The 15,676-nt window shown below is 51.5% G+C and carries 11 protein-coding genes; 2 read left to right on the top strand and 9 right to left on the bottom strand.

Translation table 11 applies throughout. The features are described 5' to 3' along the window. Positions 1 to 3: 3 nt before the first annotated feature. The 8 genes from F7231_RS19775 to rpe all read right to left on the bottom strand — a co-directional run bounded on the left by F7231_RS19775 (position 4) and on the right by rpe (position 11,489). Complete coding sequence (locus tag F7231_RS19775) at positions 4 to 1,395, bottom strand: protoporphyrinogen/coproporphyrinogen oxidase (RefSeq protein ID WP_085413918.1); 1,392 nt, start codon at positions 1,393 to 1,395, stop codon at positions 4 to 6. 50 nt (positions 1,396 to 1,445) lie between these two features. Further along, on the bottom strand, positions 1,446 to 2,207 hold the full coding sequence (locus F7231_RS19780; RefSeq protein ID WP_085413917.1) for a glycosyltransferase family 2 protein: 762 nt from the start codon (positions 2,205 to 2,207) through the stop codon (positions 1,446 to 1,448). A gap of 135 nt (positions 2,208 to 2,342) precedes the next feature. Continuing rightward, the gene (locus F7231_RS19785) at positions 2,343 to 3,506 is read right to left on the bottom strand and encodes an acyltransferase family protein (protein ID WP_166693261.1); all 1,164 of its coding nucleotides are present in this window, start codon (positions 3,504 to 3,506) and stop codon (positions 2,343 to 2,345) included. Positions 3,507 to 3,519: 13 nt separating this feature from the next. After that, entirely contained in the window at positions 3,520 to 5,286 is a 1,767-nt protein-coding gene (locus tag F7231_RS19790) for a hypothetical protein (RefSeq protein ID WP_166693262.1), read from the bottom strand. A gap of 13 nt (positions 5,287 to 5,299) precedes the next feature. After that, positions 5,300 to 7,093, bottom strand: a complete 1,794-nt coding sequence (locus F7231_RS19795) for a glycosyltransferase family 39 protein (RefSeq protein WP_166693263.1) — start codon at positions 7,091 to 7,093, stop codon at positions 5,300 to 5,302. A 62-nt stretch (positions 7,094 to 7,155) separates the two neighbouring features. Continuing rightward, a complete protein-coding gene (locus F7231_RS19800; protein WP_166693264.1) occupies positions 7,156 to 9,294 on the bottom strand; it encodes an OmpA family protein in 2,139 nt (712 codons plus the stop codon). Positions 9,295 to 9,314: 20 nt separating this feature from the next. After that, positions 9,315 to 10,745, bottom strand: coding sequence for an alpha-amylase family glycosyl hydrolase (locus F7231_RS19805; protein WP_166693265.1), 1,431 nt, complete (start codon positions 10,743 to 10,745; stop codon positions 9,315 to 9,317). A 72-nt stretch (positions 10,746 to 10,817) separates the two neighbouring features. After that, a complete protein-coding gene (gene rpe, locus F7231_RS19810) occupies positions 10,818 to 11,489 on the bottom strand; it encodes a ribulose-phosphate 3-epimerase (protein WP_166693315.1) in 672 nt (223 codons plus the stop codon). Between the two features lie 170 nt (positions 11,490 to 11,659). Here rpe and ligA point away from each other — a divergent pair, with 170 nt between their 5' ends. Both ligA and dapA read left to right on the top strand, forming a co-directional pair. Then, on the top strand, positions 11,660 to 13,729 hold the full coding sequence (gene ligA, locus F7231_RS19815) for an NAD-dependent DNA ligase LigA (RefSeq protein ID WP_166693266.1): 2,070 nt from the start codon (positions 11,660 to 11,662) through the stop codon (positions 13,727 to 13,729). Between the two features lie 149 nt (positions 13,730 to 13,878). Then, positions 13,879 to 14,775 carry a 4-hydroxy-tetrahydrodipicolinate synthase gene (gene dapA / locus F7231_RS19820; RefSeq protein ID WP_166693267.1) on the top strand — a complete coding sequence of 299 codons (897 nt, stop codon included), beginning with the start codon at positions 13,879 to 13,881 and terminating at the stop codon, positions 14,773 to 14,775. A gap of 23 nt (positions 14,776 to 14,798) precedes the next feature. Here the strand turns inward: dapA and F7231_RS19825 are convergent, their stop codons facing one another. Next, complete coding sequence (locus F7231_RS19825; protein ID WP_166693268.1) at positions 14,799 to 15,515, bottom strand: DUF4488 domain-containing protein; 717 nt, start codon at positions 15,513 to 15,515, stop codon at positions 14,799 to 14,801. Positions 15,516 to 15,676: the final 161 nt, after the last annotated feature.

The following is a 15,676-nucleotide window of genomic DNA, read 5'->3' on the forward strand; positions in this document are numbered from 1 at the left end:
TAGTTATTTACCCCACATGGCGTTAGCCGTTTCTGGGAAGAAGAGCGTCAATTCAGGTACGTCGGTAACAACCCGGTTAGCCCATTCAACACCCTGCATCAGGGAGTGATCCTGGTTACTAACCTCATATTTCCAGGCACCGAACCGACCACGTGATTTAATGCCAAACGGCTCCAGAGCGGGCAGAACGGCTTTCAGAATGCCGTCGCGCTCAACTGAAGGCGTTGGGTAACCGTAGTCGAAAGCCTTGTGGAACGTAGATACTACATCGTCGGCCGACTCGATCAACTGATCTTCGATGAGGGCCTGGATCGTATCGGCAATCAGGGTTTCGCGGTTTACCGGCTTAGCCGACGATTCGCTCGTTTCGGTCATCAGTGACCAGTACTGCTCGGCGTCGGGTACGTTGTTTGGACTGTAATTCGAGAAAACCGTCACCCGGTAATACGGGCTATTTGATTCCGGGAAGTACATCCAGCACATGGTCTCCAGGCTTTTCTTTGGCTTGCCTTTCAGCCCAATACCCACCACATTGGTCGATGAGTGTTTCAGCCCCTGAGCTGTCTCAACGATCTGTGCATCAAGACCTTCAACTTTACGGGTGAAGATGTCGAGCGGTACCGTACTGAGTAGGTGATCATACGTGATTGTCTCGCCGCTGGCCAGAACAATCTTCTTCTCCGGACCTACGACCTTTTCTACTGTAGCGTTGAGTTTGATCTTGTCGCGACCAACCAGGTTACCCACTGATTCCCAGATACCGCCCGTACCACCGTGTTTGGGGAACTGGAACGTACTGTTGGGACCCCATGAGAAATCGTCCTGATCGAACAAGATGTTTTTGGTGACCCGGCCCAGATCGGTTACGGCAACGCGTTCACCAACCCAAACGGCGTTCATCTCTTCCGTTGGATACGCCCAAACTTTGAAGTTATAGGGGAACATGAACGTTTCGGCCAAACCGGGACCAAACGTTTGCAGAATCCACTCGCGGAAGTTTTTCGGCTTATTATTCGTCGGATTCTTATACACGTGGATAATCCCTTCGAGGCATTTCCACATGGTATCGGTCGTCAGGTACTTGATGTTGTTCTGAAACGGATACGGCACGAACCGGTTTTCGATCCATACCCACGATTCACGCTGGTGTTTAAGCCAGCCATCTTCGCCTAACGCCTTCAGCATTAGATCGTCGAAATATTTGTAGTGCGAAAACTGCACGTGGCCGCCCACGTCCCAGGTAAAGCCTTTTTCATCGACGAAGCTTTTTGATAGGCCTCCGATCCGATTTTCTTTTTCCAGGACGACAAAATCAGTGACGCCCAATTCGTTGAGTCTGTAAGCGGCACCCAAACCCGTAGGTCCAGAGCCGATTATTACGTATTTAGTGTGCATTTGAGAGAATAAATAAAACGAATCGACAACGGAAAAGTCGTTGTAGTGACTTAGTGTAAAACGGGCTCAGGCTTACGCAGGGCCGCTACTTTATCGCTCAGATCGAGGCGGAACTGAGCTAATTCTTTAAAGCTTTGCATACAGACTTTCAGCAGTTTCCATTTTAGAATGGATACCGTACCTGTAAGCCGTTCTTTATGCGTAATCGGGATATTGAAGAGGTTGTTGCCAGCTTTACGAGCCATCACGGCCAGAAAGATATTGGGGGCAAAGGGCGTTGGGGTCGGCAGTTGGGCAAGTAGTCGCTTTAGGTAACTGCCTTGAATAAGCCGGAACGGAATGTTACTGTCCTTTATATACGTACCGTAAATGAGGAAAATGCTTAGCCGTAGAATCCGGGTGATAACAAGGCGGGCAAAAGCATCGTAGCGTACTTCGCGGCAACCCAAAATGAAAGGCGACTCATGGCGTTTGGCCCATAGCTTCATGAAGTCATCGGTAACAAACTGGTCATCGCTGTCCGTTTGAAATACGTACTCGGAATCAATAGCCACTGACTGCCGATACGCATTGACCACCGCGTTTCCATGCCCCCCGTTTGGCTGATGGACGACAATCAGTTTAGGATAGTTCGGTTTTATCCGGTCTAGTATAGCGCCGGTTTTATCCTTTGAGCCATCATTTACGACGATCAGCCGGGTGGTTTCCGTTGGGAACTGCTGGTCTAATAAGCTTGTCCACAGATTTACAACGTCTTCAATACAGGCTTCCTCGTTGTAGGCCGGCATGACAATCGATAACAATACGCTCATGTAATTTAGTTGGTCAATGGGGGCTGAATGATGGAAACAGCGTATAAGGGTCTCTTGATAGATAACTACACAAAGATAGGTATTTGTTCGACCCGGTCTTCTCACTGGCCTACTCGGTTAGGGAGTGGCCCCATATTAATAGGCAAAGCGGTCTTTTAACTTGTTAACTGGCTTTTCAATCAGGTACCAGGATACAGATGCCAGGCCGATGGTAAGCGCTAAAATATAGACGAACTGGAAAGCAAACGAACTGCCGAAGACCGGAACCCAACTGGTAATTTTCCCCCATGTCCGCAATACAATATGAGTAGGTGGGGTATGATAGGCATTGTAGATAAAGTTATGATACAAGTACAATCCGTAGCTGATCTGCCCCAGATATTGGCTGGCTGGGTGTTCCAAAACCGTTTTCATCGGCCCCTTAAAGCCAATAATGGCTTTACCGATCAGGAAGAAACCAATAAGCGAGGCGGTTAGCCGTTCCCACACATGCGTATACACGTTGAAGGTGTGATCTACCTGTGGATGGGCGGCCGCATAGGACTTAGATGCCCATACGACCAGTGCAAACAAGGCAATGCTGCCCAGCAAGCCTACCGATGAGTTGAACAACGATTCGAATCGCTCTTTGTGATACAACCAGAGCCAGGCCATTGCCAAACCCAAACCAAACGAATCGAGACAGGTAGGCATGGAGACGTACCCAATAAACCACGGTTTGCCATGTAGTAGTAAACCGTATCGGAGGGCGATGCTACCTACCAGCATAAGCAGTGCCGTTGGCATCACCCACGAGCGGGGAATCAGAAACAGCAGCAGAGGCATAAATAAATAGACCTGTTCTTCAACGGCCAGTGACCAGAGGTGGTCAACGGTACCCATCCAGGTGGCGTATTTGGCAATGTAGATGTTGCTGGCGTAGAGCGCGAGCCACCCGATGGTCCGGCGAACAGGTGGCTCGTTCAGCAGATACAGGAGAAACAGGGTAAGGTAGTAGATCGGGAAAATCCGTAGAGTCCGCCGGATATAGAACGTCTTAAGGTAGCCCCCCAGGGAGTTTGTTTTGGGCTCGGGCAGCTTGTCTTTCCCGGCCAGTAAGATACGCGAAATGAGAAAACCACTTAGAACAAAAAAGATGGTTACGCCTAATGAGCCAAGTGGAAAAGTTATGGCGGCCGGTAGTCGTTCAGCGGTCCAGTGATCAACCAGAACAAGAGCTACGGCAAGGAACCGGACACCATCTAATTGGGTGAGGTGGCCAAGAGCAGCACGGGTCGCTGGTTTTTGAGTAGGGGTCATAACGTTTGCTGATCTACCAGTTTTTGGCTGGGCCAGTTACAAGTTGGTGAGGAGCCGCCGTAAGCAGCTGGTTGGTTGGTCTGATAACGCCCTGCGGCTGCGCTGCGCTATAGAGGACCACAGCGACCTGATACGTACCCGCATCGATTTCATTTGTTGGAATCACAACCTCGATTGGCTGGTTCTCCGGGTAGAGTGGAAGCAAATTAAGCAGTACGCGCCAATGGCGGCGCGGTGCCGGTAGGGCGGCAAACAGGTAGGTACGTTTGGCCGAGCGAAGTACCACGTGTAGCCCTGCATCGGGCTGAGTCAGGGAGGGCACAAGGCCTTTCGCCAGTACATCGTCGCCAAGCCTGATCCGGTACGACTGCTCTGTTTTGTAAAGCGAATCGATAGGAAAGGGTACGCCCTGAACGGCTGTAAAAAAGCGCGCCAGTGACGCATCATAAAAAGCCGGTGCATTATCGATCAGCCGACGGGTTGTGGCATCGATTGTCGAGACGGGTGTAGTAGTTGTGTAAGTCCAGTTGTACTGACCGGTCAGCAGCATTTTACGGAGAGCGATGCTCTCGTGTGTATTGAGTCGAAAGGCACTCCACCATAGGATACCACTACCAAAAAGGCCAATCAGGGCAGCGGTCCACGCCATTTTTAAGGAAACCGGCCGTTTTATATAATAAGCTGATAGCCAGTAGGAATATGTTAAAGCTAACAGTGTTAGGGAGTAAATCCTGTATCGGCTTGTGAGCAATGTGTCGCGGCCGTAGCCAAACCGGCCCCACACCACAACGAAGGCCGTGCCGACCATGAATGCAACGGCCCCCAGACCAAATGCCTGTAAGGGTGTCCAACTGGTTTTTGTTCTAAAAGCTGTCAGTGAGCGACTGAAAATGAAAGCCCAATACAGCAGCAGAACACCACCAAGCAGCATGCTGAGACCGTACGGATTAGTGATTGGCAAGGCCTCAACGGCGGCACCTAAAAAGGCCAGACAGCCGCCCACCAGCTCAAGAATACTTCCCCTTGTTGCCGGGTGGGTGGTGGGTTGCACATAGTCACCAAAGTACACGGCGATAAGGATCAGGGCGGCAATCCCCCAGGGGAGTAACAGGGAAAACCGGCGCTGTGCGAGTAGCAGGACAAACCCGATTGGCCAGACTAAAAACCCATTGCCACTGACGAGTGTAGCCACTATGGCCAGACCAATTGCCCACCCGATTTTAGGCTGGTGCGTCAAGACATACAAACAAGTCAGTGACCAGACAACGATTGAGAAATTCTGGATAGATGACAGGGCCCAGTAGAGGTTTTCCCACTGCGCCAGTGTGATGATAAACAGCGCTACGGGTGGCAGAAATAAATACCACTGCTTGCTGTAGCGTCTCAAAAACAGGCCAAATAGGGCGACCAGCGCGAGGAGGCTTAGGTCTCCATAGACCATCAGCCGCTTAAAACTCAGCTTGCCAAACAGCGTATAATCGGCCCAGGTCAGCAATCGGTCATAAGCAATACGGTGTTCGTTATGTTGTTTAACCACCTGCCTGAACCAGCCTAGAGGCGCTGTCTCTTGTTCGAGCGCAATTAGAAACGCTTTGAGCGCATGATCATCCCACTTGGGTACGTTGACGGCCATAGTCGTCCAGGCCCAGATGAGGACCGCGATGGGCCCAACGGTGAACAGCACTGCGTACACCCAGCCAACCCATTCAGTAGAACTGCTAGGTGTGGACAGGCGCGTATGAGCTGGTTGCTGGGGGGTATGGCTCTGGGTAAACGACATATGACTCGTGGCCTTAATACCGGTACGTTTGACCTTTAAAATCAAAGATAAGCACCCGTTCCCCGGTTTTCCCCTTCACCAGCCAAATGCGATCCTGCTGAGTCGTGTCCATTCGCTGGTAGTATGTCGCGTCGCGGGGGAGGTAGAGGTTGGTCATCTGGGCATCTTTAATCGAGAATGGCCAATACGTTTTCTCAATCTCATCGGCGGGCTGAAGGCGGATAGCCGGGTAAAGCACTGTATCACCGACTGCATACTGCTGCTTGATAGACGCGGCTGCGGTCATGTATGGGTTTTTGACGCGGGGGTTACCGAATTGCGTGTACTTAGGGGCCTGGTCATCCAGAATCCGTTTATTGAGCGACAGAATGTAATAGCCCTGGATGAGGACAATAGCACCTAACGCACCCAGCAGGAAGCGGGGCATCCGGAACAATTGGTCCAACAACATACCCAGCAAAATAAGGGCGTACGGAAACGAAAAACTGGTGTAGCGTTGGGTAATGCCATACGTGTGATCGTTTTTCAGGGCCATCAGTAGCAGAAACAGCAACGGGGTGATGAGCAACATAGCCATCAACACCACAAAACGGCGTTGGTCGGGTTGGCGGTAGTAGTTGATTGCTTCGTAAAGGACGTACCCGAATAGCGGCACGGCGGCCAGTACAACCTGTTGGCCTGTTTTGATGGTAGCTACCAGCATTACGCCGCCCAGCAGAAGGCACACGGCAGCCGGCACCCAAACCGGTGCGACCACAGCCCGTCTGTAACGCCATACAATCGCTAACGCCAGCAGACCCGCAACAAGCCCCATGATTGTATTGCGTCGACCCAGTGCATCGAGCGTTAGGCCGTTGGTAAGCCAAAACAGATCGGCAAAAACGGGCAGAGCCATCTTCAGCACATTGGGTAATGTGCCGGGCAACATGTAGCCGAAGCTATTGCCCGTTGGGTTGGTATAGGCGAGGTTCCGGTAAAACTGGGCCTGATACGCCATCGTCATAAAGATGTAGCGGCCACCACCAATCGTAAACCAGGGAACCAACAACGTAGCCGTTGCGATCAGCCAGGTGGTGCCCAGCGCGACATAGGTCTTTATGTCGCGTACGTAGAAGAGTAAGTAAAGGCCATGGGCGACAAATACGGTAGCCCCCAGGCTATGTCCCAGAATAGTAAATGCATAGGTGACGCCATAGCCAATGTACAGTCCCCAGGGGTGTTTTCCCGCGCTACGCCGTTCCAGGATCAACAGGAACAGGTACGTTGAGAGCAGCGACACGAGGATGGTCATGCTGTAGCTTCGGGCAACGTGAGCATAGGCTACAAAGAAAGGCTCGGTAGCGGCCAGGGCGGCGCTGAATAACCCCACTCGCTCAGAACCTGTATAACGAACGGCCAGCAGGTACGTTAACAGCACAACGCCCAGACTAAAGAGAACCGACAAAAACCGAATGGCATAGTCGCCGATGCCAAACACCTCGATCCAGAGCGCTAGCAGACCCGTATAGGCCGGGCTGTTGCTGATGTCGCTGCGAATAATGGCCTCGTTGTAGTCAGACAGCGTTTTTGGCTTCCAGAATTCGGCGGGAGTGAAGTAGGTTTTACCGGGGGTAAAAAAGACGTCTTTCTGATTGGAGCCTTCCTGCACAACGCCCTGCGTACACACCAGGGTAAACTTTTCGTCGAGGAAAATGCCGTGAGCGTCTAGTTTATAGAGACGTAAACCGACTGCCACCAACAAAATCAACGAGAGGACGAGCAGGGCATTTCGGGAAGCAAAATCAGAGCCGGTTTGGCGAAAATTCATGGGTGAGATTAGCCCGCAGGCGATCGGGGGATGGCTACAAAGTAAGCCAAGCCCCCTCTAACTTACAAAGTCAGGATGGTGAATTCTACCCGCCGGTTAAGTTTTCGCTTCTCCTCCGATTCGTTGCTGGCAATGGGTTTGCTTGGTCCCCAGGCCTTCGTTTGAATGCGGGCCTCCGGAATTCCTTTGGTTGCCAGGTATTTCTTTACCCGCTGAACCCGGTCTTCGGCCAGCTTCATATTCAGGTTCCATTCACCTTGGTTATCGGTATGCCCCTCAACCAGAATTGTCATGTTCGGGTATTGGGTCAGCAGACCGGTGAGCTGATCCAGTTCATCTTCAGAACCCGGTAACAACTCGGCTTCGCTTTGCTTAAAGAGTACGCCCCGTAAGACAACTTTAGCCCCCGGTTGAACGGGCATCACGTAGAGGTTACGCCGAATATCCCGGAAGCGTTTGTCTTTACTGAGGTCAATCGTTTCGGTCATGGGAAAGTACCCATCTTTGCGGGCCGACAGCCGATAGGCTTTTTTCGTGGGCAGCACCATCTTGTACTCACCCGTTTCGGGGTCGTATTCTACTTTGCTGAAGTCTTTGTCATTTTCGAGTAGCCCCGAAACCACCTCCGTCGAAACCGGTTTTTTACTGATGGCGTCAAGTACTTGTCCCGAAATGATGGCAACAGGCTCCGGACGCATGGAAGGGGGGAGGAGCAGACGGAAAATATCGTCATCGCCCAACGAATTAGCTCGTGAGCTCAGGTAGGCGTAGTCGCCCGATGCTGGAATTGTAAAATAACCATCCCACGACGGGGTATTTATAACTGGACCAAGATTTTCGGGTACAGACCACTTTGTCCAGGTATCGTCTAGGCGGTGACTAACGAAGATGTCACCATCGCCAAATCCTGGATGTCCTTCCGAGGTGAAGTATATTGTTTTATCATCGAGAGCAATAAACGGCGCGCATTCTTCGGCCGCTGTGTTCACAGTAGCTCCCATTGATATAGGTTCGCTCCAGGTAAAATCGGGTTGGCGGAATGAAACATACAAATCGCGATCGCCCTCTGTATCTTTTCGTCGAATAGCTAATACCATAGCTGTTCCCCCGGGCGAAACAGTGAACTCCATTTTACTGTAACTTTTCGCCTTTTTCTCTTTGTTATTGCCTTCTTTTTCCTCCTCCGGGTCTTTCTGGTACTCGTTATAGTGGTTCGCAATTTTGCACTCGCGAGGAAAAGACCATCCTCCTTTCGAAAACGTGGATTTCGATACACCGAAATCCTGAGTTCCGTCTGGATTGTAAATGTTTAGAAGGTAGATCGTTTTGCCGTCGGGTGAGATACTACTGATGGCATTGTTGCCCGTGGTATTAATCGGTGCACCCAGGTTTTTTGCTTCGCCCCAAGTCCGGTCGGTAGTCTGTGTGGCATACCATACGTCTTGCGTTCTATCTTTCTCTGGTAATTTGGTGTTACCGATATTGTCTTTATGCGTTCTGGTAAAGTAAATGGTCTTGCCATCAGGAGCAATGACTGGCGCTACATCCTGACCGGTTGAGTTGACGGCCTGACCAAGGTTTTCTCGTTCACCTGCTTTTGGAATGTTTGGGGCTAAGGGCACGCTCATAACCACCGGTTTATCGGCCGAGGTAATTCCGATAGCATCGATCTGGTTCAGCCCTTTCACCCGGCCTGGGTTGATCACCACCTTCACGCGCTGGCCAACCAATGAACTGTCGCCCAGAATAACGCGCAGCATGGGGTCGATCGGTTTGTCGGTTGCCCGGATGGCGGCCTGTTTCTCGGAGAAAATAACGTGCTCTCCCTGCTTGCTGTCGATAATGATCACCCGAACAATGGCCCCAACCGCACCGGACTCGGCGATCAAGACCTGACGAATGGGTTGTGGCCGGGCCATCTCTACGGTAATCCACTCTTCGGTGTTTCCGTCGGTAGTGGCTGGAGCCCAGGCACAGGGATTAAGTTTTATCGGTTGCAGTACGCTTGGGGGGCCTAGGGCCTGCGATGCTTTCATCTGCCGGCCACCGCCGTCTCCCTTGCCTTCTGAGGTAACCGCCACGACCCGGTTTGCCCATTGAATGGGTTGCCCGTACCCCACCATTGGTAGCCATAGCAGGGCTAGCAGCCACCACCGGCGTACCCGAAATAGATGAGAAACTAGAGAAAGAGCCGATTGCATAAGTTGATGAAAAGAAGAAATCAGTTGGTCATCACGTGGTATTCCCAGGGTTTGAGAGTCATGGTCATCCCTGTTTTCAATTCCAGTGGCTTATGCTCGAATACATCGGTGTACAGGCCCGCATACCCATCACCGCCCAGCCGAATTGTCTGCAACTGATTGCTCAGGTTGACTATTACGGCCACTCGGTCATTGTCGCGCTGCCGTAAAAAGGCGTATACCTGTTCGTCGCGGCCGGTCGGAATCTTGACCAGATCGCCGCCTGCTTCACCGTTCCAGAGGGCCTGATTCCGGTGCTTTAGCGTCAGCAGCGATTTGTAAAAGGTAGCATCTGGGTACGTACCCCATTCAATAGGGGCTTTCTCAAAAAAGGGCAGTCGTCTGTCGAGTCCGGATTCCATGCCATTATAGACTAATGGCATGCCGTTGAAGGTACTGGTCAGTGCGACAAATGCTTTGGCACCGGCCCCAAAAGACTCCGCCAGGGTTCCGTTCCAGGTGTTCTCGTCGTGATTCTGCGTAAAATTCATCTGATACGCCCAACGTGGGTATTTCTTCTTATGTAGTGCCAGCAGGGAATCAATGTCGGTAGCTTTGGCTTTGCCCTTGGCAATGTTCTTCAGCAGGGAGTGCATAGCCCACCCGTAGTTCATATTAAAGCACGAACGGAATTGGGCAGGATCACCCTCTGATTCGGCCAGCATGAAGACCGGCTTGATTTTATCGAGAGCGGGGCGGGCTTCCTGCCAGAAGTCATTAGGGACCAGGCCAGCCACATCCATCCGGTAGCCGTCGATATTGGCTTCCCGGACCCAGTATGACATGGCATCGATCATGGCAGCTCGCATGTCCGGGTTGTTGTAGTTTAAGTCAACAACGTCATCCCAGCCAGTAGGTTTACCTTTTTCATCGAGTGGAGCCGTCATTTTACCGTTAGTGAGTGTATACCAGTCCGGATGCTGTTTCACCCACGGATGATCCCAGGCGGTGTGGTTTGGTACAAAATCAAGAATGACGCGCATGCCCAGGTCGTGCGCCCGCTGTACGAGCTGCTTCAGGTTATCGAACGTGCCGAATTCGGGATTTACCGCCTTGTAATCTGCCACTGAATAGGGGCTGCCCAGCGTTCCTTTCTTTTTCTCGGTTCCTATTGGGTAAATAGGCATCAGCCACAATATATCGACGCCTAGTTCTTTGAGTCTGGGTAATTGCGTTTCTACGCCCGCTAAATCCCCTTTAGCCGAAAACTGCCGTACATTGACTTCGTAGATGGTAGCGTTCTTGGTCCACTCTGGCGTAGGAAGTGTGCTGCCAGTTTGAGCGGTTGTGTCAGCAAGTGTAGTATCACTGGGCGATCCTGTCTGGGTTTCTGTCTGCTCGGTTGTGCTTCTGCACCCCCCTGCAGTCAATAATCCCAGCAGTAAGGTCAGGTGAATAAAGGTAAGTTTCATAAGGGATGATCGTATCAGTACGGTGGTCTCGTTGAGGTGCCTAATCTTGCTTGCCAATTCGGAGTAAGCAAGTTAAGCGAGCGTGGGGGTCGGGGGACTTTTTAGTTGTTCAATGGCTCGTAGGGGATCGTCGGCGCCAAACACGGCTGTTCCTGCTACGGCATAATCGGTGCCAGCAGCGAGTACCGAGCCAATTGTCTTCAGGTCAACGCCCCCGTCAACGCCTATCAACGCCGGGCTACCTGCTTCAGCAAGCAATCGGCGCATCTTCTGTATTTTTGGAATGGAAAGTGGTAGTAATTTTTGCCCGCCGAATCCAGGGTTGATGGTCATAATCAGTACCTGATCGAAGGTGTCGGTGAGGTCGGCCAGTACATCTACCGGGGTTTGCATATTCAGGGCCACACCCGCCCGGCAGCCAGCCTCCCGAATTTGGGTCAGTGTTCGGTGCAGGTGCGTACAGGCTTCATAGTGCACGGTGATGGCGGCGGCTCCCGCCTTTGCAAAGGCATCGACATAGCGCTCGGGCTGCACAATCATCAGGTGAACGTCGAGTGGTTTGGTGGCAAAACGGTGAACGGCTTCCATCACGGGAAAGCCAAACGAGATATTCGGCACAAAAACACCGTCCATCACATCAATGTGAAACCAGTCAGCCTCGCTGCGGTTAATCAGTTCAACATCACGTTGTAAATTGGCAAAATCGGCGGCTAATATCGACGGGGCCAGTAGAAAATCGGTCATCATGAACTCGTGAGCAGGCATGGGTAGTCCTTTAATCGCCTGCGGACTGTAAAGCTACGTCTGTAAAACTAAGTTTTTTTGCCTGAACGCCGAAACGCTCCCATCTTCGTAACTTTCAGAATCTGCCATTTCTAAACGGCGACTCAATTGCCGCTATTGCCCCTTTGTCCATGTCTCCACAAGACCGTATCCAGGAGTTGACCGCTCAGCTCAATTATTACAACGATCAGTATTACCAACATAGTCAGTCGGTTATCGATGATTTTACGTTCGATAAGCTGCTGGCTGAACTCCAGTCGCTTGAAAAGCAATATCCTGAATTTACGTTGCCCGATTCGCCAACACTACGTGTGGGGGGCACGATTAGTAAAGAGTTTCCGACAGTTTATCATCGTTTTCCGATGCTCTCGCTCGGTAATACGTACTCTGAGGCTGACCTGACCGAGTTTGATGCACGCGTGCGTAAAGGCCTGAATGGGGAGGTGTATGAGTATATCTGTGAACAAAAATTTGATGGGGTTGCGCTCAGCATGACCTACGAGAATGGTCTCCTGGTGCAGGGAGCCACGCGTGGTGACGGGGTTCGTGGCGATGATATCACCAACAATATCCGTACCATTCGAACGGTGCCACTCCGTATTTCGGCTGAGTCCTTGCCCGCTCTTTTCGAGGTGCGTGGTGAGGGTTTTCTGCCCCTGGCCGAGTTTGAACGGATTAACAAGGAGCGGGAAGATATTGGTGAGCCCTTACTGGCTAATCCCCGTAATGCGGCTTCAGGTACGTTCAAGCAGCAGGATTCGGCGGCCGTGGCCAAACGCCGTCTGGACTGTTACCTCTACTCGTTTCTTTCCGACGAAAGTGTGTTCAGTACGCATGAAGAAAGTTTGATGCAAATGGCCAAATGGGGATTCAATGTGTCGCCAACCTGGGAGAAATGCGCCGATATTGATGCGGTTATGGCTTACATTGCCAAGTGGGAGACCAAGCGGTTTTCGTTGCCGCTCAATACCGATGGGATCGTGATCAAAGTGAACCGCTATGATCAGCAGCGCGAACTGGGCTATACAGCCAAGAGTCCGCGTTGGGCAATTGCCTATAAATACAAGACCGTGGCTGCTACCACGACGCTTAACAGTGTTAGTTACCAGGTAGGCCGTACGGGCGCGGTAACGCCCGTGGCGCACCTGACTCCGGTGTTGCTGGCCGGTACTGTGGTAAAGCGGGCGTCGCTCCACAACGCCAATGAGATTGCCCGCCTTGGTATCATGCTGGGAGATACGGTCTTTGTGGAGAAAGGTGGGGAGATCATTCCGAAAATAACGGGCGTCGACCTGGAGCAACGGACAGATGCCGTACAACCGATCGCTTACCCGACTCACTGCCCCGCTTGCGGTACCGAACTAGTTCGCCGTGAGAAAGAAGCCCATTTCTACTGCACCAACGAAAAGCACTGTCCGCCGCAACGACAGGCCCGCTTTGAGCATTTTATCCAGCGGCGAGCCATGAACATCGAAAGCCTGGGTGAGGGTAAGATCGAACTGCTCATCGATCGAGGTCTGGTTGACTCGCCTGCTGATCTGTATGAATTGACGAACGAAAAACTATTGGGCCTTCAGAAGACGTACCCAGCTGCTCCGGTTGTTCATGAAGATGGAGCGGAAGAGCCTGGTAAAACCAGGACGGTAAAATTTGGGCAGAAAACGGTGAATAATATCCTGTCTGCGATCGAACGGTCGAAGGCACAATCTTTTGCCAATGTGCTGTTTGCGCTGGGGATCAGGTACGTTGGTACTACCACCGCCGATCGGCTGGTCGATTATTTTGGTTCAATCGATGCCCTGATGGCTGCTCCGCTTGACACCCTGTCTGGTGTTCCGGATGTGGGGCCGCGTATTGCCGAAAGTGCCTATCTCTGGTTTCAGGACGAAGAGAATAAACGCTACATTGACCGATTGCGGGCGGCTGGGCTGACATTCATTTCTGAGAAAAAAGAGGTAGCTCAGGAAAGCGAGTCGCTGGTTGGTAAGACCTTTCTATATACCGGTACGTTCGCCAACTTTAGTCGCGAGGCACTCGAAGAGCGAATTGCCGCCAACGGAGGGCGTTTGCTGAGCGGGGTCTCCAAGAAACTGAATTACCTGATTGTTGGCGAGAACGCCGGCCCTTCTAAGGTGCAGAAGGCTCAGCAACTGAACGTTACTCAACTTAGTGAGGATGAGTTCATCGCTATGTTGGGTTAAGTTTTAAGTCTCACGTTACAGGTTTTAGGTGGTGTTGCCAGTCAATCTGATGGTAGTTAGGCAGCGTTACCTGAAACCTGTCACGTGAGACCTGAAACTTAACCCTTATCCCTTACCTTTGTAGTGGCCAATATGACCTTTCTCTGCTCATGCACACACAGTTTCACGGTGTGGGTGTTGCCATCGTAACACCTTTCAATACGGACCACACTATCGATTTCGATGGTTTTGGCCGGGTTATTAATCACATCTCAGAAGGAGGTGTGCGCTACATTGTGCTTCAAGGCACTACGGGAGAGTCGCCAACGGTGACCAAAGCTGAAAAGAAGCAACTGCTCCAATTCGTCAAAGAGAATAACCCAAAAAATCTGCCGATCGTCTTCGGCGTTGGCGGCAACGTAACAGCCGATGTTGTTGCCGGGATGAAGGATATCGATTTCGAAGGGGTCGATGCTATTCTGTCGGTATGCCCTTATTACAATAAGCCGGGAAAACGGGGCGTGATTGAGCACTTCACGCGCGTAGCCGATGCCAGTCCGGTACCGGTCATTCTCTATAACATTCCGTTCCGTACGGGCATCAACATGTCGGCCGAGACGATCGTCGAACTCGCGCAGCATCCCAACATCATTGGTGTTAAAGAAGCGTCATGCGTGATTGAGCAGTGTATGGAAATTGCCCGCGATAAGCCTGAGGACTTCCTGTTGATCTCCGGTGATGATGTGCAGGGTGTACCCATCATCAGTATTGGCGGGGTAGGCGTAATGTCAGTGATTGCCAACGCCTTGCCAGCTCGTTTCTGCGGCGTTATCGACGCGGCCCTGCAAGGTGATTTCCGCACCGCTGGTCGTGAACTTGGTCATTTCCTGCGTATCGATCCGCTCCTTTACGAAGAAGGAAACCCCGTTGGTGTGAAGAAGATCCTGGAAATTATGGGTCTGTGCAGTTCAGAGGTTCGTTTGCCCTTGATGAAGGCGTCTGACGACCTTGGTGAACGGATGAAAGTGGTTCTTCAACAGGATCACCTGCTGGAGTTAGTAGCCTAAACAGATTCAGGCCGGGGGAAGCGCTACTTCTCCCGGCTCCATACTTCATTAACTGCGCCACCGGTTGAGCTTTTCCCGGTATGCTGCCAATCAGTGCCCGTCAGATTAACGGTAAACGTAAGTGATCGGCCCACGCGGCTGTTATCGCGGGAGAAAAAATCAATCGTTTCGGTGTATTGATTCCCATCTACCCGGTACGTACCTCCCCCGGTTCCCATAAACTGTTTTGTTTTCGGGTTAATAGCAGCCCATTGAAAGCGGCTATCCGTCAGAAGCTTGATTGTTTTTCTGGGGCCTGCCTGCATCGTGGTTCGCTCTCCCTGCTCATTCACCCGCCTGGTAATTCGCCAGAGGCCAGTAAGGGAGCTTTGGGCTGAGGATTCAGTCATCCGATTTAGTACCTGCTTGCCGGACGTGCCCGTGATCGTCAGCCGGCCGCCCGTAATGACCACGGGATACTGTTCTTCCTGTCCAACACGACTGCTGTCCTGCGAGTCGAATTCAACCATTAGCACCAGGTTTCCTGTATCGTTGCGTTGCCATGTTCCGCCACGGGTAGCTATAAATTTATCGGGGGTATAAGTTGTCTGCATCAGATATCCGTCTACAATCGTTAACAGCACCGATGCACTTGTGTTGTCAGTGCCTGTCCAGGCACCCTCTAGCTTAGTCGCTGTTTGTGCAAACCCCTGTAGGCAACTGACTAAGAGTAGCAATAGACTAGGTACGTATCGTTTCATCACTGGTCTTGGGTCTTGGTTGTAGGGTGAAAACGAAGCAGATAAGCCGCTTGTTTGCTTATTAAATCAATGAAACATCCGTACCTACTGATTAGGTGACGAGCAGTATTCGAACATTTAGACAAAATTCTGCGTTTGTCAGACAAATGTCTATTGCCTAC

This window comes from Fibrivirga algicola (assembly GCF_011742925.1).
GTDB classification, from domain to species: Bacteria; Bacteroidota; Bacteroidia; order Cytophagales; family Spirosomataceae; genus Fibrella; species Fibrella algicola.